General features: G+C 54.7%; 17 protein-coding genes. 7 read left to right on the top strand and 10 right to left on the bottom strand.

Going from position 1 to position 15,820, the window contains the following annotated elements; all coding sequences use genetic code 11:
• Window positions 1–11 precede the first annotated feature (11 nt).
• Window positions 12–1,256 (bottom strand): glycosyltransferase family 4 protein, encoded by a 1,245-nt coding sequence (locus AC1DNI_RS04020; RefSeq protein WP_477690900.1) that lies wholly within the window; start codon window positions 1,254–1,256, stop codon window positions 12–14.
• Window positions 1,253–2,635 (bottom strand): glycosyltransferase family 4 protein, encoded by a 1,383-nt coding sequence (locus AC1DNI_RS04015; RefSeq protein WP_477690899.1) that lies wholly within the window; start codon window positions 2,633–2,635, stop codon window positions 1,253–1,255. Before AC1DNI_RS04015 ends, AC1DNI_RS04020 begins: the two co-directional genes overlap by 4 nt.
• A 310-nt stretch (window positions 2,636–2,945) precedes the next feature.
• Between AC1DNI_RS04015 and AC1DNI_RS04010 the strand changes: the two genes are divergently transcribed.
• The 5 genes from AC1DNI_RS04010 to AC1DNI_RS03990 all read left to right on the top strand — a co-directional run bounded on the left by AC1DNI_RS04010 (window position 2,946) and on the right by AC1DNI_RS03990 (window position 9,484).
• Window positions 2,946–3,656 (top strand): sugar transferase, encoded by a 711-nt coding sequence (locus AC1DNI_RS04010; RefSeq protein ID WP_477690898.1) that lies wholly within the window; start codon window positions 2,946–2,948, stop codon window positions 3,654–3,656.
• Between the two features lie 91 nt (window positions 3,657–3,747).
• Complete coding sequence (locus tag AC1DNI_RS04005; RefSeq protein WP_477691474.1) at window positions 3,748–5,487, top strand: GumC family protein; 1,740 nt, start codon at window positions 3,748–3,750, stop codon at window positions 5,485–5,487.
• Window positions 5,484–6,488, top strand: coding sequence for a glycosyltransferase family 2 protein (locus AC1DNI_RS04000; protein WP_477690897.1), 1,005 nt, complete (start codon window positions 5,484–5,486; stop codon window positions 6,486–6,488). Before AC1DNI_RS04005 ends, AC1DNI_RS04000 begins: the two co-directional genes overlap by 4 nt.
• Before the next feature lie 8 nt (window positions 6,489–6,496).
• The gene (locus AC1DNI_RS03995; RefSeq protein WP_477690896.1) at window positions 6,497–7,948 is read left to right on the top strand and encodes a polysaccharide biosynthesis/export family protein; all 1,452 of its coding nucleotides are present in this window, start codon (window positions 6,497–6,499) and stop codon (window positions 7,946–7,948) included.
• A gap of 84 nt (window positions 7,949–8,032) precedes the next feature.
• Window positions 8,033–9,484, top strand: a complete 1,452-nt coding sequence (locus tag AC1DNI_RS03990) for a hypothetical protein (RefSeq protein ID WP_477690895.1) — start codon at window positions 8,033–8,035, stop codon at window positions 9,482–9,484.
• 26 nt (window positions 9,485–9,510) lie between these two features.
• Here the strand turns inward: AC1DNI_RS03990 and AC1DNI_RS03985 are convergent, their stop codons facing one another.
• Entirely contained in the window at window positions 9,511–9,816 is a 306-nt protein-coding gene (locus AC1DNI_RS03985) for a hypothetical protein (protein ID WP_477690894.1), read from the bottom strand.
• A gap of 225 nt (window positions 9,817–10,041) precedes the next feature.
• On the opposite strand from AC1DNI_RS03985, the gene AC1DNI_RS03980 reads away from it, so the two are divergent.
• Both AC1DNI_RS03980 and AC1DNI_RS03975 read left to right on the top strand, forming a co-directional pair.
• Entirely contained in the window at window positions 10,042–10,953 is a 912-nt protein-coding gene (locus AC1DNI_RS03980; RefSeq protein WP_477690893.1) for a glycosyltransferase family 8 protein, read from the top strand.
• Between the two features lie 161 nt (window positions 10,954–11,114).
• Window positions 11,115–11,474, top strand: a complete 360-nt coding sequence (locus AC1DNI_RS03975; RefSeq protein ID WP_477690892.1) for a hypothetical protein — start codon at window positions 11,115–11,117, stop codon at window positions 11,472–11,474.
• Window positions 11,475–11,577: 103 nt separating this feature from the next.
• Here the strand turns inward: AC1DNI_RS03975 and AC1DNI_RS03970 are convergent, their stop codons facing one another.
• The 7 genes from AC1DNI_RS03970 to AC1DNI_RS03940 all read right to left on the bottom strand — a co-directional run bounded on the left by AC1DNI_RS03970 (window position 11,578) and on the right by AC1DNI_RS03940 (window position 15,713).
• A complete protein-coding gene (locus AC1DNI_RS03970) occupies window positions 11,578–12,363 on the bottom strand; it encodes an FkbM family methyltransferase (RefSeq protein ID WP_477690891.1) in 786 nt (261 codons plus the stop codon).
• Window positions 12,364–13,301: 938 nt separating this feature from the next.
• Window positions 13,302–13,541 (bottom strand): hypothetical protein, encoded by a 240-nt coding sequence (locus tag AC1DNI_RS03965; RefSeq protein WP_477690890.1) that lies wholly within the window; start codon window positions 13,539–13,541, stop codon window positions 13,302–13,304.
• A gap of 409 nt (window positions 13,542–13,950) precedes the next feature.
• Complete coding sequence (locus AC1DNI_RS03960) at window positions 13,951–14,238, bottom strand: DUF6074 family protein (protein WP_477690889.1); 288 nt, start codon at window positions 14,236–14,238, stop codon at window positions 13,951–13,953.
• On the bottom strand, window positions 14,225–14,767 hold the full coding sequence (locus AC1DNI_RS03955) for a hypothetical protein (RefSeq protein ID WP_477690888.1): 543 nt from the start codon (window positions 14,765–14,767) through the stop codon (window positions 14,225–14,227). The genes AC1DNI_RS03960 and AC1DNI_RS03955 overlap by 14 nt, the downstream gene beginning before the upstream one ends.
• A gap of 68 nt (window positions 14,768–14,835) precedes the next feature.
• Window positions 14,836–15,027, bottom strand: coding sequence for a hypothetical protein (locus tag AC1DNI_RS03950; protein WP_477690887.1), 192 nt, complete (start codon window positions 15,025–15,027; stop codon window positions 14,836–14,838).
• Between the two features lie 100 nt (window positions 15,028–15,127).
• The gene (locus AC1DNI_RS03945) at window positions 15,128–15,388 is read right to left on the bottom strand and encodes a hypothetical protein (RefSeq protein WP_477690886.1); all 261 of its coding nucleotides are present in this window, start codon (window positions 15,386–15,388) and stop codon (window positions 15,128–15,130) included.
• Window positions 15,389–15,473: 85 nt separating this feature from the next.
• Window positions 15,474–15,713, bottom strand: a complete 240-nt coding sequence (locus AC1DNI_RS03940) for a hypothetical protein (protein WP_477690885.1) — start codon at window positions 15,711–15,713, stop codon at window positions 15,474–15,476.
• Window positions 15,714–15,820: the final 107 nt, after the last annotated feature.

The following is a 15,820-nucleotide window of genomic DNA, read 5'->3' as shown; positions in this document are numbered from 1 at the left end:
TGTGCAGGCCATCAGCTGTGCCACCTTCGCAAAGAATGAGCGGAAGGTTCCCTTTGCCTGGACAACTCATTCTCGATCAAGGCGTTGAGCTGATTGCGGAATACCGCTGAGGCGAATTTCTCGGCATGGGCGCGGATAGCACGCGGATCGAAATCGTCTTCGACCGCCTCGAACGCTGCCATCGTTTCGATCAAGCCTTCCTTGCTCTGCGGTGCGAAGCGAAAACCGACATGGGGGGATGAGACGGTTTCCCGTGCACCGCCAGCGTCGTAAGCCAAAACTGGGCGCCCGGATGCCATGGCCTCGACGGGGAGGATTCCGAAATCTTCCGTTCCGGGAAACAACAGAGCCCTGCACCGTGCGAGATGGTCGCCGAGGACGTGGAAGGGTTGGTGGCCGAGAAATTCGACATTGGGTCCGGCGATCGACTTCAGGAAACCCACTTGCTCACCCTCGCCTATCACGACCAATTTCCTGCCGGTTTCGGTACAGGCCTGAACGGCAATATCGGCGCGCTTGTAGGCCGTCAGCTGCCCCGCATAGAGATAGAACTCACCCTTGCCTTCTTGAATCGCAAAATCTTCGATTGCAACTGGTGGATGGATGACCGCAGCACCGCGATCGTAAAAGCGTCGTATCCGGCTCGCCACGTAGTCGGAATTCGCCACGAAGACATCTACCCTTGAAGCGGTGGTCACGTCCCACGCACGCAATATTGGAGCAGTGACGGACATCAATACCCGACCCAGCCACGGAAGGCCACGTCGGTACACATGGAATTGATCCCAAATGTAACGCATCGGCGAATGGCAATAGCAAACATGAAGGGCATCGGCGCGCGTGATAACGCCTTTTGCTGGCCCAGATTCGCTCGACAGCACCAGATCGTAATCCTGCAGATCAAATTGCTCGAGTGCGAACGGCATCAGCGGCAGCATCTTTGCGTAGTGCCGTTTCGCGCCGGGAATCTTTTGCAGAAAGGAGGTGCGAATGTTGCGCCTTTTCAGGCGGTCGCTGAGCCGCTCCGGGTCGCATACAAGCGTGAAAATATCGGCTTGCGGAAACATTCGGCAAAGTTCCTCAACAACCTTCTCGCCGCCCCGCATTGATACGAGCCAATAATGCACAATGGCCACGCGAAGATGCTCGGTGTCGCCTTGGCTGCGGATTTTGCCGGCCGAACGTTTTGCCACCGTTTGTGTATCTGCCAGAAACGGCATTGCTGTCGGCAGGGGTGATCTCGCGTTGAAGGTCATATCGAGGCTCCCGATAAAATTAGAGCGTCCGACAGCCGGAGCCCCTTGCTTTCCGAAGTCAGGCTGTTGTATTGCGCGAGAAGAGCGTCGCGCCATTCTTCATGCGTCGATGCGAGGTTCCGCGACAGCCGGAAAGCCCGCTCGCTCATCAGGCGAACCTCGTTATTTGGCATTCGCCGGAACGTCGTCAAAGTGTCTGAGAAGGATTGCTCGTCCTGCGTATTGCAGGAAAGGGCTATGCCTGCAGTCACCATTTCCTCGGCCAGGAATGCACTTTCAGACATTATGACGGGGACACCGCACGCGGCAGCTTCAATCGCGACGAGGCCAAAGGGTTCAGGATAGCGCGAGGGCATTAAAAGTGCGCTCGCCTGGCGAATGATCGGTCCGATCTCCGCATGCGACTTCCACCCGAGAGCCCTCACATGTTCTCCAGCCGTTGCGACCCGCTTCATGAGAGGCCCGTCGCCAACCACGCATAGCCTCGCGCCTGCTTTGCGCGTTGCTGCCACAGCGTCTTCCACGCCCTTTTCCTCGTCAAGGCGACCGACAAATATGAACTCGTCATTGCTCTCCGCACAAACGCGTTCGGCAGAAAGTCTAGTGACGGGGTTCCGGACTGTTTTCAGGCGCTGGGCCCGATAGCCGGCCTTGAGGAAGAAGCTCGCCATTTTTTCGTGCGGCAGAATAATTCTGCCGAATTCGCCACGATTTCTCAGAAGGCGGACGATATTCGAGCTGCGGGCCGCTCTCCACAACTTGTGCCGATAGCTTCGCTTGTCGCAGGCAGTCGCCATGCAGCTAATGCTAAGCGGACGTCGGATACAGGTCTCTTGCGCCTGGTAGTCAAAGAACGCGCCGTTGGGGCAAGCCATGAAGAAATCGTGGGCGTGCACCACACATCGTCTGGCCACAGGCACCAGCGCATTGAAGATCGCAGGCGATAGGATCTTGGACCAACCGTGAACGTGATAAGCCGTGTTCGGAGTGTCGTTTGCAAGAATAAACGCTGCGATCATCCGTGCCGCATAAACGTTGTAGATGCCGGAAAAAAAGGCTTTGGTGCGTTCGGCGTTCATCAGATCGCGGCCGTGAAGTGGCATGACAGAGACCCCGATGTCGGCGAGCTCTGGATTCACGCCGTCGTCGCCGCAAATATAAGTCACGGAGATATCGAGGCCCCGAAAGAGTTTGGCAGAAAGCAGCGACAGCGCGGTCGCTCCACCTCGAGCGGTGGAGTAGTCATCAATAATGACCACACGGTCAAGACCAGTATTGAGCAAGTCCTGTCTGCGATCGCGCTGATAAGTTTCCAGTGGCAGTATGGTCGGATAAGCAGAGCGAACTGGATCCTCGTAGATTTGGCTTTTATCGTTCATCCTCTGTTCTCCAACAAATATTTTCATTCATCCTTGCACCAAATTCGAAAATACATTTCATCAAAGCGGCTAACTTATAAGTCCACTATTTTTAATTCTCCTAAAGATCCATTTAATATTACTGGACCAAGCCTAACTATTTTCATAGAACAAATGCAATCTAGTCTTGGCTGAGCTATTGGGGTATTTACTGTGGTTTGATTGCATTAGTAGCATCAATTTTTATCATCGATTATGACCCCGGTCACAGACAACCCTGTTGCGCTGCATCAAACTCTGCTTCTAACCGGATCATTCTGGGAGACGATTCATGACGTGGGAAGCACAGCGAATTGAAGTAGGCAAATCCTGGTCAGGTGTCGAAAAGACCGTACAAGGAAACGGCCAGCGAGCGTCTATATCTGAACCGATCGGCAAATCGTCCAAGCGTTTTGTAGACGTTATTTTAGCAAGTACCGCGCTGCTACTGCTGTCGCCGCTTCTCCTGATAGTCGCGCTTATCGTGAAGTTTAGTGATGGTGGCCCGGTGTTTTATTCTCACAGCCGGGTTGGCTTGGGCGGGGGTACATTTAGATGTCTCAAGTTTCGCACGATGAAACAAGATGCAGGCGCTCGTCTCACGGAATTGCTGAAAGCCAATCCAACAGCGAGGATGGAATGGGAGGCTACCAGAAAGCTAAAGAACGATCCGAGGATTACCGTCGTTGGCGCGATCCTTCGTGAATCGAGCATCGATGAACTGCCACAGCTGATCAACATCGTGCGCGGCGAGATGAGTCTTGTGGGCCCACGGCCGATCACCTCTGAGGAACTCCCGTTCTATGGAGAGCACGCTTCGTCCTATATGGCCGGCCGTCCAGGCCTGACGGGGCACTGGCAAATCAACGGACGTAACGATGTCAGCTACGAGCAACGTGTCAGTCTTGATGTTCAGTACCTGCAGAACTGGTCGCTCGCTTGGGACTTTGTGATCATGGCGAAGACGGTTCCAGTCCTGTTTTCACACCGCGGATCCTACTAACCCCAGCTCCAGGAAGAACGCCCCTCTTCCTGTCGAGTTCTCACCGTTTTTTTGCGGCGCAGATGGGCACCAGCGATTGGATGACAATGAAATGACTTCCAGCCACACATTCAGCGGTGTTTCATCGATATCCTTGCCCAGCGCGAGCACAGGGGAGAGCTCGCAGCTGACTCTCCGGGACATTCAGTTTTTCCTACGGATGCGGTGGCGTTGGATTGTCATTACAACCAGCATCTTCCTCGCAGGGGCCGTGATTTACGTCCTGACTGCCCAGCCCACCTATATTGCGACCACACAGCTGTACATCTCTCCTCAATTGAACAGTTCTGAAGCGCAAAAGGCATTCGCCGAAGACGCATTTTTGGAGGCCCAGTTGGAAATTGCTAGATCCAACGACGTATTCGGTGCAACGGCGAAATCGCTCGACCTTGTCAACGATCCCGATTTTGCCCGCAGTGCACCGTCGCTGCTTGACATCGGAAAGGATTGGCTGGCGCGCAGTTTGACCGTCGATCGGGATTCGCGTGGGACGACAGGCCCTGCCTCAGGGGCAACTGACAAATCAGATCGCGCCATCGCAAGATTACAAAACAACGTGGCGATGCGTCAGATCGGGCGTTCGATGATCCTCGAGATATCGGCCTCCGCATCCACCGCCAGGAAGGCTGTGGCAATTGCCGATACGGTTGCGCGCGAATACATCCGGAAAAACGTTCTTATGAAGGCCCAGGCCGCTCACCAGTATAGCGATTGGCTGGAAAAGTTCCTGGTCGAGCAACAGCGGGGACTAACCGATGCTGCCAACGACCTTGCCGACTTCAAGAGCAGCCCGCGTGATCAGTTTAAGCTCGTCCAACTGCAAAGTGCGGCTGCGGCCCGCCGCGCGCTTTATGAAAATACTCTTACGCAATATTCCGAAGCCAAGCAGCGAATATCCGATCCCGTATCCGATGCCACGATCGTCTCACCGGCAACCTCGCCGCTTTCCAAGGCAAGGCCGCGCAGTGCGCTCATCATCGGCTTTGCGGCGGTGTTGGGAGCGAGTGCAGGCGCGATGCTTGGCATGATTCGCCACGCCGGGGACCGCCGTATCATTCGGGTGCAACGGTTTGCGGATGCAGCAGGCTTGCCCTTCGTTACATCACTGGCGAAATCAGGGAAAACCCGGAAGGGCCGACCCGGTGGGCCTGTGGCTGCTGAGGCAGATAGTGGTAGCGCCATCACCTATCCGTTCATACCGGGCATGGCGGAATTAAGTGCAACGATGGTAGGGCTGCGGCGTAAACGGAAGGTTGTGGTCATTGGAATTGTCGGTGTCAATCGGGGGGGCGGAGCATCGACGATAGCCTGCGAACTTGCATTCTTGTGCGCCAAATCGGGGTCCCGAACACTTCTCATCGATGCGGCGGCCGACAAATCGTCCCTCAGCGGTTCGATTGCGCCCCACAGCACGATTGGCCTTAGCGACGTTCTCGAAGATGCGCACCTTCTTCATGACGCAATGTTGGCTGTTACACCAACATTGAGGTTTCTCCCCCTCGGCACTGTGCAGGGGGTTACCCCAGCTATTCGCTTGAGTTCCAACCGCACGCAGTTGAACTTCGACAGCCTGAAAAAAGTATTTGACGCCGTGTTCGTCGATATCTCGCCCTTGTCTCAATCACCCGACGCCAATGCAATCGCACCTGTGCTGGATGGCGTCTTGGTCGTTGCCTGGCACGGGCGCACATCCATCGATGAGGCAGTCAGAGCAATCGATAGTCTGCGCAATGTTGGCGCCGAGGTGCTTGGCGCTGTCATCAACAAGGCACCGCTGAGAATGCAGTCATGACCGTCACTATTTCAGATATTACCGGACAAGGGGCTTCAATTGAGCCATTCGTCCCTGCTGCGGAGCGCGCAGGCCCCCAGATCAGGACTGTCGTTGGCATAGCTTCGGCGGGACGCCCGACGGTTTTGCGAACGACTGTCGACTATCTTACGAACTTGGAAAATCGCCCCGAATCGATCTTCGTTTGCGTGCCAGACAGTGACGATGCTGCTGGTCTTGCCGATCGCCCCGGCGTCGTACTCATGATTGGCGCAAGAGGCTTGACCTGCCAGCGTAACCGGATTGTCCAGGCAGCGGTCCGCGACGCCGACATTCTTGTCTTTTTCGATGACGATTTCATCCCTGCCCCGCATTTCATACCCCGCATGGAGGCTGTGTTCGCTCGGGAACCAAATGTGATGATCGCGACGGGCGAGGTCTTAGCCGATGGCATCCTTGGTATGGGCATTTCCCTGTCCGATGCGCTGAAAGTCATTACAACCACCGCCGAGCGGCCTTTATTGGTCACGGATACTTACAACGCTTACGGGTGTAACATGGTCATCCGCTTGTCATGCGTGGTTCACCACCGCCTTGCCTTTGACGAGCAGCTCCCACTTCATGGCTGGCTCGAGGACGTCGACTTCAGCAGAATCATGGCCCGTTACGGACGATCCGTTCGTGTCGAGGGCGCGTACGGCGTTCATCTTGGAGTCAAATCCGGTCGCCAGCCTGGGCTGAGGCTTGGTTATTCCCAGATTGCCAATCCCACCTATCTCATCAGGAAGGGCACCATGTCGAGGACTCGCGCATGGGCCCAAATGGGCCGCAACATTGCAGCAAATGCTTTTGGCACGCTGTTTGGCGACGGCTCAATCGATCGGTGGGGGCGCATCAGCGGTAACATAATCGCTCTGGCGGATTTGCTTAGAGGGCGCGCGCATCCATCTAAGATCCTTAAATTCGATAATTTCCCGCTTCAGGAAACGGATTCATTATCCAGCGTAACAAGGCGGAGGTAGGAGACGCCATGCAATGCATTTCTTCGCTCAAACTCGATCGCCAGCCAACCGCAACGCCCTGTCCAGCACGCTCGAAATTTCGGATCGTGTCAGATAGCTTGGCCATTGTCTGCCATGTCCTGCTTGTTTTTTCCTCCATCACCTTTTGGGGAGTAGCGCACGCCGATCCTTACACGCTTGTCACCGAGGACAAGGTTAAATTGCGTGTTGTCGATTGGCAAACTTCTGAAACCCCTCAATATACTGGCTGGGAGGCGCTTCAGGGCGACTATCAAGTTGATGACACAGGCAGTTTGTCGATCCCGATAGCAGGACACATAAGGGCGGCAGGGAAAACAACTGAAAAAGTAGCGGACGAGATTGCTAACGCGTTGGCAGGAAATGCGAATCTTCCCGGAAAGCCATTTGTAGCCTTGGAGATCGCAGAACATGCCCCGATCTTTGTAACCGGATACGTGCAGACCCCAGGGCGCTACCCCTTTGAAACAAATATGACTGTAATGAAGGCGGTGAGCCTGGCGGGCGGTTTCATGCGCCCACGCGAAGGCAACGCCGCTTACTTCGAGCGCGACCGCATTCAGGCAGCGGGTGACTATCAGGCCGCCAACCTCAAATGGCGCGATCTGCTGATGCAACAGGCGCGTCTGCGGGCCGAGGCCGCTGGCCAACAGGATTTCGCGATTCCCCCTGAACTTGCGGGTACGCCCGATGTTGAGAAACTGAAGACTGAAGAGGCCAATTTGATGCGGCTCCGGCGTGTCGAAGCGGAGAGTCAGATCGCTGCAGCAGATGATCTCAGCCGCCTCTATAGCCAGGAAATCAAGTCGCTCGAAGCCAAGGTCGTCACGCAAACGCGACAGATCTCCCTTGCACAGGAGGAGCTGGACGCCGTCAGCAGCCTTACCCGCAAGGGCTTGTCGAACAATGCCCGTCAGTTTTCTTCGGACAGAAACCTGGCCGACGCCCAAAGCGCGATGCTCGATATCGAAGTCGCTCTGACAAAAGCCCGCCAGGAGCTCAGAGACAGCGAACGCGAAAAGGCCAAGATCATTGACAAGCAAAATTCCGACACCCAACAACAGCTGAACGCGACCGATCTGGCCATCAGAAAGGCCGCTGTCGAAATGCAGGTCGCACAATTGTTGGGCGAACATGCGGGATACAGTGCCGAACCAGCCCGGGCTGGAGCGGACGCCATGCCCCTCGGAAAAGCACAAAAGACTTTCAAAGTGACACGGCGCAGTGAGGATGGGACCAATCGCGATATAAAGGCAACTGAGACAACTGCCTTGCTGCCGCACGACCTCGTTGAAATCGGGGTTGGCGCGAGAGCTGATGAGTTGTCTTCGTCGCTGCCATCGAGTTCGTCGCAGTCCGTTGCCTCCAATTTGGCCCGACAGGACCCGCCATCTCGCGCTGATGTTTCAAGCGCTATCGAAGGAGGCGGCGGCCGTGATTGAAGCTTTGGGAGTCCTCTGGCTTAGCCCCATCATAGCGGCACCAACGAGGTCGGCGACGTTGCTTTCCAAATGGGATTGTGAAGCATGATAATAGAACCGCTTGGGTATATTGTCGTGCTGTTGGGCATGTTCGGTGTTGCCTATGGAGCGCCCTTGTCCATCGGGGCACTGTGTTTGTCGACGCTGTTCGGGGCCGCGGCCGCGCTCCAGCTACCTTGGCTCGGCGGTGCCAGCATCCAACCTGGCCATCTTATGGTCCTCTTTTTCATCGCAAGCGTGTCACTGCGCCCCGTCCAAGCTCAGGCATCCTTGGCCAGTGTTGCTTATCCGGGGCCGGGATTCTGGTTTGCCGCCTATGTCCTGTTCTCCGTCGCAACGGCTTTCTTTCTGCCGCGGATTTTTGCCGGAACCACCTTGGTTTATTCCTCAGCCCGCAACGTGCTGGGCACAATGTCGACGGTTGCCTCGCCGCTAGCGCCAGGTTCGTCCAATGTTACCCAGGCCATATATCTCCTCAGCGACCTTGCCTGTTTTGCCGCCGCCGGCGGGCTCGCTCGGCTCGGCTATGCGCCGGTGATTGCAAGAAGCTTGGTCGTAACGACAATGGCCTGCGTCGTCCTGGCGATTGTGGATATTGCGACGTTTCTGACCGACCAGTCGCAGTTGCTCGATTTCATACGCAATGCCAACTATACGATGCATACGGCCGAGACGATCGCCGGTTTTAAGCGCATTGTCGGCTCCTTTCCCGAAGCAAGCACGTATGCTGGCGCCGCATTGGCCCTCTTCTCATTCACGTTCATGCTTTGGCTAGAACGCTTTCCGACCCGCCTGGCGGGACTGGCGGCTGTGTCCATTGGCGTCACAATCCTGATCTCCACATCGACAACGGCATATGTTGGCGCTCTATTTGTTCTCTCTATCCTCGTGCTCTACTGCGTGAAACGTTTGCTCGGCGGCCGGGCCGGTCGCCCCCATGCGAGTTTCCTGATCATCACGCTGTTCATTGTTCCCTGTGTAGTCGCCACTATCATGCAGATGCCAGATGTCTGGAATACCATTACGGAACTTGTTGATGCTACCTTCACGGACAAACTCGATTCTCAATCGGGCGAAGAACGCACCGCATGGAACACCTTGGCACTGATCTCCTTCGTGGACACCTCGACTTTCGGCGCAGGGTTAGGGACAGTGCGGGCATCAAGCTTCATCGCCGCTTTGCTGTCCAATGTCGGACTATGCGGCTCGCTGCTTTTTGGCGCCTTCCTGTACAGCCTCTTGACTACCGCACGCCTGCAGCCATCCGGTAACCGGCAGCACCGAGCGATCGGAATTGCTGCTGTGTTTGCGTCGTTCGCACAGATCGTTGTGGCAATGATATCCGGAAGCGGTACTGATCTCGGCTTGCTGTTCAGCATTACGGCCGGACTGGCAACAGGTTGCTTGGCAGCGCCGCAGCCCCCATCGCAATTTGTGAGAGGATGGCCGAAAAGCGCGCGTACCCGGGAGGCATCGCCGATGCTCGTTGTCCGATGACCTGCCCTATGATCCCTTCTTCGGCCTTAACTACGGCGGTGCTTGCTTGTCGCCTGCGCCGGATCGGCCACCGAACCATCTTTCGGAACCTTGCGTGCACGGCGACAAAGTCCCGACACGAAGACTCCCACCAAATACGAGATTTCCATCAGCACAAGGACGCCGATGCTATAGATCGTCGCTGCAATCAGGGAAAAGCCCCCTGCGTAAGATACGCCCCCCCAGCCGGCCGACACGAGAAAAGCAAAGATTGCAAAACCCCAGACAGGGACGGCACTGCCGGCTGCGATCGAAATCAACACGACGATAATAGCGCCGTTCAGTATCGTCATTATCCCTCGCTGTGCAGGTCCGCCAACAGCGGCCCGATGATAATAAAGGGCTCTTGTCAACTTGCCATAGTTAAGCGCCCGAAAATCGTCGTCAACCAGCCACTTTTATCTGGGCGCGCTCACGCTTGCATTGGCAAGAATATGACGGACCACATTTCAATACGACAATATATTGATGCGTGCAATCACGAGCGCATCGGCAATCAACTATAGGCAGGTGGTGTCATGAATAGCCAATGTGTCGTCTATGTTACAGATCTCGAATACTCGTTTCCGACTATTCTTTCGGCGCTTCAGGCCCGAAAATTCACCAGCGAAGCGACCGACGTTTTAATCCTCCTGTCGGAGGGCCTCGACAATTTTGAACAGCTGAAAGGCCTTCTTGCCACTAGCCGGGTCTGTCTGGTCGATGCCACAGCCGCATTACGAGAGGCGCTTGGAAAGCTTGATACCACGTTTTTCCAGGGACGCATCAGCATCAGCACGATGGCCAAGCTAGTCCTTGGCGACGTTCTGCCTGCCAACTACACCCAGATCATCTATCTTGATGGCGACACGCAAGTAATCAGTGATTTGTCCCAGCTCGAGAACGCCAACGCCCCGGAAGGAAAGTTCTTTGCGGCCCGGGACTACACGGCGGTGATTGATTACCTGCGCACAGGAGTAGACAGACCCTATTTCAATGCAGGCGTGCTGAAGTTTCACCGTAACGGTTGGATTGGGCCGGAAGCACTGCAGATATTCTTGGAGCAACCGGAGGTCTGCGAAGGCAAGCACGATCAGGGAGCGCTGAACTACGTAGGCGGCTCCGCGCTCGTCATGATGTCGAATCGTTGGAATTTCCCTAAACAATTCCTCCATCTTGCGAACATGTCCTCCCTGTCCATTGTCCACTATATGGCACATCCAAAGCCATGGCATGGCACGTTCTTTCCATGGAGCGATGCTCAAAGCCGGGTGTACCGCGACTTGCGAAAGTCCGACCCGCTCTACGAGGCGCTCTATCACGGATTAACATTCGATCGTCTGATGCTATACAAATATCGCTCGATGGTGGAACGGCTGAAACACGCACTGCAGTCGGATTATTCTCAGCCACGCCTGCAACGGTTGCTCGTCGGAGACTACGCCATATGATCGTGACTCTTTTCGAACTGTGCCCTGGGGATACCGTCAGATCCGGGAATATTGGAGGAATTATCCCTAGACAAGGACACGGCAGTGAAACCGACCCTGATGGATTTCTATCTAGCGATGGTATCGTCATTGCGGACAGTTGGGTGAGCAGGGAGTGATCGATGGCTTTATTCGGCTTCCGTACAAGGAACCCTGAAAGGGATCGTCAAACGGACATCACGCGATTCCACAACGCCAGAGGGGCGATTAGGCGCGCCATTTCCGAAATTGAGCTGGAGCGAAGCGGCTTTCGCCGCCGATACGACGACACTGCTGCCGCCGCTGCTTTTTCCTTCGAGAACATGCAGAACGAAGGTGAAACACATCAGACGGCAGTTGACAAACTAGCTCATACTCTCATCCGGTTCTCCGAGCGCATCAATTTCCTTGAGAAGCAGATTGCTTTCATGCAGGAAATCGATGAAGCCATGACGAAATTTGAGAGCGAGAATGGTCTGGGACAAGACACCCTCCAGACTTGATGGCAAACACAACGGATCCAATTCGAGGCCCGTAGCTCCAGCACTTAGCAAGAAGTCTCAGCTTGCCGTAAATTTGCAGGGTCGCGGATCACATTAACTCTTGTTAGCCAGTTCCGAGAACTTGTGTATCAAAAAACATCAAGTTTTCGCCTTTTATGAGGGTATCAATCGGTCTGTCAGCTAAAATGGAGTATAAGCCCGAAATTGTATTCCTTCCAGGAAGCATGAAATCGTGCGGCTCGATTACAATACAGGGAAATTTGCTCACGACCGCTGCAGAACTTCGAAGAACCTCAGCCTCGGCGCCCTCGATATCCAGCTTTAGGATCAAAGGGTCCGCATTGGGGATCTCGGAGACGAGGGCTTCAATTGTGAAAGAAGGTGTTGTTCCTTCGTTTTCAACTGTTCTAGACCATGATGCCTTTGCAGTACTGCTAAGCCTCACACCATTTTGATGGTTCCAAATCGCCCCATAGATGGGCGAGATATTGCTAAAGGCTGAGCAATTGCTTTTCATTATAGCGAACGTTACTGGATCGGGTTCGACGGCTATAATGTGGGCTCCAGGATATGTTATTGCAAAGTATACCGCGCTATAGCCAACATTTCCGCCACCATCGATAATAAGAGGGGTTTTCCCGTTCCCAACGGATCTTTGCATCAAGCCCTTGAGCGCACGCTCGTTCCGCTCTCCTACGGAGTATTCTTCGGCGCCGAAAACCTGGCCGTAGACGAAAAGATCAGAATCTCGGCAACGCAGCTGGAGTTTATGAGGACCAACTCTAGTTGCGGCGTTGACTTTCAATGTTCGCTTTAACAGAATTTCCGCCGTTTTAGACCAGCCAACGCCGCGGACCAAATTCGAAATGTGTTTAATTATCCCAGGCACTGGCTCCTCCCGTTTGCATAATCGAATTACAAAACTAGGATGCTTTTTGGGCAATAAGGCGTCGAATGAACCGCCGTATCGTGTAGGGATGGACAACTCGCAACTTTCTCTCGCGCTAGGCTGGCGAAAAGAGCCGGGAAACATCGCTCATGCCGAAGTTGCGACGCCTGTGTTTAACGTCAAAGCGCCTTGCCTCCTATCGGTACAGAGGATGGTTGTCGAAGCAGAATAAGACACTTTCGCAAACCCTCCGCTCGATTTCGAACTGTCCATATAGGCGACGATGCCGAGCCAAAACTCCAGCCTGTCATCGACCAGCACCGGCTGCTTCCACTCACACTCTTTGATACTAAAAGCGATTTGCTCCACCTGATTCTCCGAGCGCGTTCGAGCATAGTCTTGTACGGCCTCAGAGCCGATACAACGCGGCCCAACCGGGTAAAGCAGCCATTCAACACTTATCACGGACAGGAAAAACCTCAATTAGATTGATGGCCGATTTTTTTCAGCAGGAAAAATTCTGTGCGTGCGGGGGGTGCGGCTTGAAACAGCTTCTAGAGATTTGCCGCCGGCTCATGCAAACAGACCCCTGCGTCTGTCCTGCTTCTGCTTCTCGGAGTCGTGGTATTCTTTCGACACAGCCTGCAGGTTTGTAGGGTCAAAGAAAAGCGTCTCGTCACCGTTGTGAGGCATGATGTGATCTACCACCGGGCTGTTGGGGGATCGGGCCTTGCCAATCAACAACACGCCTGTTTGCCGGCAAGTGTAGTTGTCCCTGATGAGGATCTGCAGGCGGAGCTTCTGCCAACGTGCTGAGTGATACCAGGCGCGCCAGTGTTGAGTTTTCTCTCGATGTCTGTCCCGCGCCTTACTGTCGCCAGGCGTGGGGCCGAGGCGTGGTGCAAAGGTACCGAGGCGGGGCTTAAGCAACTTGACCATCAAAGCATGCCCTCGTCCTTGAGGTATTGACGTATGTTTCGCTCGAGCTCGATCAATACCTGCGCCTTTTGGAGCGCAGTAAAGGCCTGCAGTTCGGCCGACGTTGCAGCTATGGTCTCGCGGCCTTTGCCATTCGCGATCATGCGATCGATGGACGCCTGCACCATTTCCTTCGACTTCTCATCGAAATGCCGGCTGTCCACTAGTAGGGCCTCGTAGATGAACTGTTTATTGTTCATTGATCAGCTCTCCCGCTAGGAACCCGATAACGCGGCTTCTGCTTTTTGACGCCAAGCTGCTGTTCGATGAGAAGCATCTCATGCTCAAGATGTTCGATCCGCTCAATCAACGCGTTACCTTGCGCTCCAGGTATCCTGGGGAATGCCGAATCGTTGCTCCGCGCACCAAGTTTCGATCATCTCATCCTCACGTCGCGGCTGCTGGGGCAAAGCGGGTGTCAGCGACGCCCTTAGCACCTGTAGCTCGGCAATGATCCCGTCTAGCTTGGCAAGTGGCGAGGTCAAGCGGCACCGCCATCGGTCATTTCTCTTCGAGATGCAGGGGTCTCACCCCCGCACCCCTGATTGGGGGATGATCCCCCAAACCCACACGACCCGCTGCGCGGCTCGTTTTTCGCTCTGAGGATGATCATGCCGCTCCATCCGTGCCGCGGTAATGCTGGCAAATATTAACTTCACGAGAGACGGCATCTGCAAATGCAGCAATCTCGGTTTCGATCATTGGGGCGCTGAGACCAGAAGCATGCATTTCTTTCCAAAGCCGATTTACAAGGCGTGTCCAATGCGACTTGCCCTGCAAGTAGCTTTTGGCGTTCAAGGCCCCAGCTGCATCAGTGACAAGTTTCCGTCTACGCGCGAGCGGGAATACGTGAACCGTTGCCGGCTTTCGATGTGTGAAAAGATCAAGCTGCATCATCGCCTCTCTCTTCTTGAGTATCTTCAAGGGTGAAGGGACAACTGGTGTCACCATGAATTGGACAACTGGTGTCACCATGATCGTTCGCGACCGGCAGCAATTCGTAGTGACAACTGGTGTCACCATGAATCTCACCGGGGATCCATGTTTTGACGGGAAGGTCTTTGGGTATAGCTAGCCGAATCAACCTCGATCGAACAAGTTTTCCATTGCGCGAACGCCTCCATCCTCGCTCGACAATGAACAGTCCGAGTGCGCAAATTGACGCCATATCGCGCTTGATGGTTCGCTCCGAGCATCTGCCGGCGCGCATCGCTATTGTCTCGTTTGTCGCCCAGAAAGTACCTGTATTCCAATGGACGAAGCGCTCCACAATGGCCATTACCCGAAAGCTCACGCCAGCTTGATTGCAGACCTGCATGGCTACGGCATGCCAGGCTTCGAAAGCTTCTTTCCGTGCTTTGCTTTCCTTGGGCCAGTTTATCGGTAAACGTGCCCGCGGAGCCAGGGTCGTGGCATTCTTTGGCACCTCGACTTGCCTTGGCAACGGAACGAAGACACGCTGTGCGGCCCCCTTCGTGGATTTTTGCCTATGGGTCATAACGCCCTCGCTTTGATCAGATGGGCCATCTTGGGCGCTTCACATGCCTGCAGGGCCGTGAGGCCAAAACGTTCGCGCAGTAGCACGACGCCGGGCGTGTTGAAGTCGCGAGGGGTGGTGGCGTACCAGCGGGCCGCCTCGTCGACGATATCGCTATGCTCATGCTCGGGAGGAGTAAGGTCAGTCATGAACCCTTCCTTTCCATACGATCGATGAGCCGGTCGGCGATCCTGTGACAACGGTTGCCGAGGTGGAGGAGTCCAATGGCGAGGTAAGCGCGGAACAGTCTCATGCGTGCACATCCTTCTGGTCCAGTGCAGCGAAATACTTCTTTTTCAGCGCTTCTGCCCGGCTGGTCGCGTCGTGAAAGGCGAATGACGCAAGATCATTCTCGATGCAGAGTAGTTCTTGATATTTTTGCAGGTCTTCGAACAAATTTTCAGCGATATTCGCCATGCTGACCAAGGCGTTAATATCGTATTCCATATCCTTGAATGCCTCGACGATTGTCACGTTCTGGGCATGTGTGCTATCAATCGACGTGTTCATAGACATTTTCCTTCCTGGGAAATTGAGAACGATGGCTCGGACGAGGTTGCTGCCTCTCCGAGCTTTTCTGTTTGAGCGGTGCGGCTCATGCTGCTGCGCTCCGTTCGGATGTCGATCGCACCGGCTGGGAAAGGCGTTCAGCCGCCCAGGCGTCGAGGTCTTCCGGGCGATACAGTGGAATGCGCCCAGCGTATTGCATGGCGGGCCCACCGCCGGTCGATGCGAGCTTGTTAAGCGTTGCGACTGCAACTGGGATGCCATGATTTTCCAGCATGTAGGCCGGCACCTCAGTGCGACGAAGGCGGGGACGTTCAAAATTCATCATGGGTTAACCACCTGACTAACTTATCATAGCATTAATGCTATGATTGGATTAAGAGAGATAATTGTGGTTAAGTCAAGCGCGATATATCATGCTTGCTATGATTAATG

The sequence above is a fragment of the Phyllobacterium sp. 01N428 genome (genome assembly GCF_056399405.1).
Note: the sequence above shows the minus strand (reverse complement) of the source record. Positions and strands in the feature narration are given on the sequence as shown.

Excerpts from the sequence above, each read along its gene's own strand:
- AC1DNI_RS04020 (WP_477690900.1), bottom strand. The coding sequence starts at position 1,256 with ATGACCTTCAACGCGAGATCACCCCTGCCGACAGCAATGCCGTTTCTG.
- AC1DNI_RS04015 (WP_477690899.1), bottom strand. The coding sequence starts at position 2,635 with ATGAACGATAAAAGCCAAATCTACGAGGATCCAGTTCGCTCTGCTTAT.
- AC1DNI_RS04010 (WP_477690898.1), top strand. The coding sequence starts at position 2,946 with ATGACGTGGGAAGCACAGCGAATTGAAGTAGGCAAATCCTGGTCAGGT.
- AC1DNI_RS04005 (WP_477691474.1), top strand. The coding sequence starts at position 3,748 with ATGACTTCCAGCCACACATTCAGCGGTGTTTCATCGATATCCTTGCCC.
- AC1DNI_RS04000 (WP_477690897.1), top strand. The coding sequence starts at position 5,484 with ATGACCGTCACTATTTCAGATATTACCGGACAAGGGGCTTCAATTGAG.
- AC1DNI_RS03995 (WP_477690896.1), top strand. The coding sequence starts at position 6,497 with ATGCAATGCATTTCTTCGCTCAAACTCGATCGCCAGCCAACCGCAACG.
- AC1DNI_RS03990 (WP_477690895.1), top strand. The coding sequence starts at position 8,033 with ATGATAATAGAACCGCTTGGGTATATTGTCGTGCTGTTGGGCATGTTC.
- AC1DNI_RS03985 (WP_477690894.1), bottom strand. The coding sequence starts at position 9,816 with ATGACGATACTGAACGGCGCTATTATCGTCGTGTTGATTTCGATCGCA.
- AC1DNI_RS03980 (WP_477690893.1), top strand. The coding sequence starts at position 10,042 with ATGAATAGCCAATGTGTCGTCTATGTTACAGATCTCGAATACTCGTTT.
- AC1DNI_RS03975 (WP_477690892.1), top strand. The coding sequence starts at position 11,115 with ATGGCTTTATTCGGCTTCCGTACAAGGAACCCTGAAAGGGATCGTCAA.
- AC1DNI_RS03965 (WP_477690890.1), bottom strand. The coding sequence starts at position 13,541 with ATGAACAATAAACAGTTCATCTACGAGGCCCTACTAGTGGACAGCCGG.
- AC1DNI_RS03960 (WP_477690889.1), bottom strand. The coding sequence starts at position 14,238 with ATGATGCAGCTTGATCTTTTCACACATCGAAAGCCGGCAACGGTTCAC.
- AC1DNI_RS03950 (WP_477690887.1), bottom strand. The coding sequence starts at position 15,027 with ATGACTGACCTTACTCCTCCCGAGCATGAGCATAGCGATATCGTCGAC.
- AC1DNI_RS03945 (WP_477690886.1), bottom strand. The coding sequence starts at position 15,388 with ATGAACACGTCGATTGATAGCACACATGCCCAGAACGTGACAATCGTC.
- AC1DNI_RS03940 (WP_477690885.1), bottom strand. The coding sequence starts at position 15,713 with ATGATGAATTTTGAACGTCCCCGCCTTCGTCGCACTGAGGTGCCGGCC.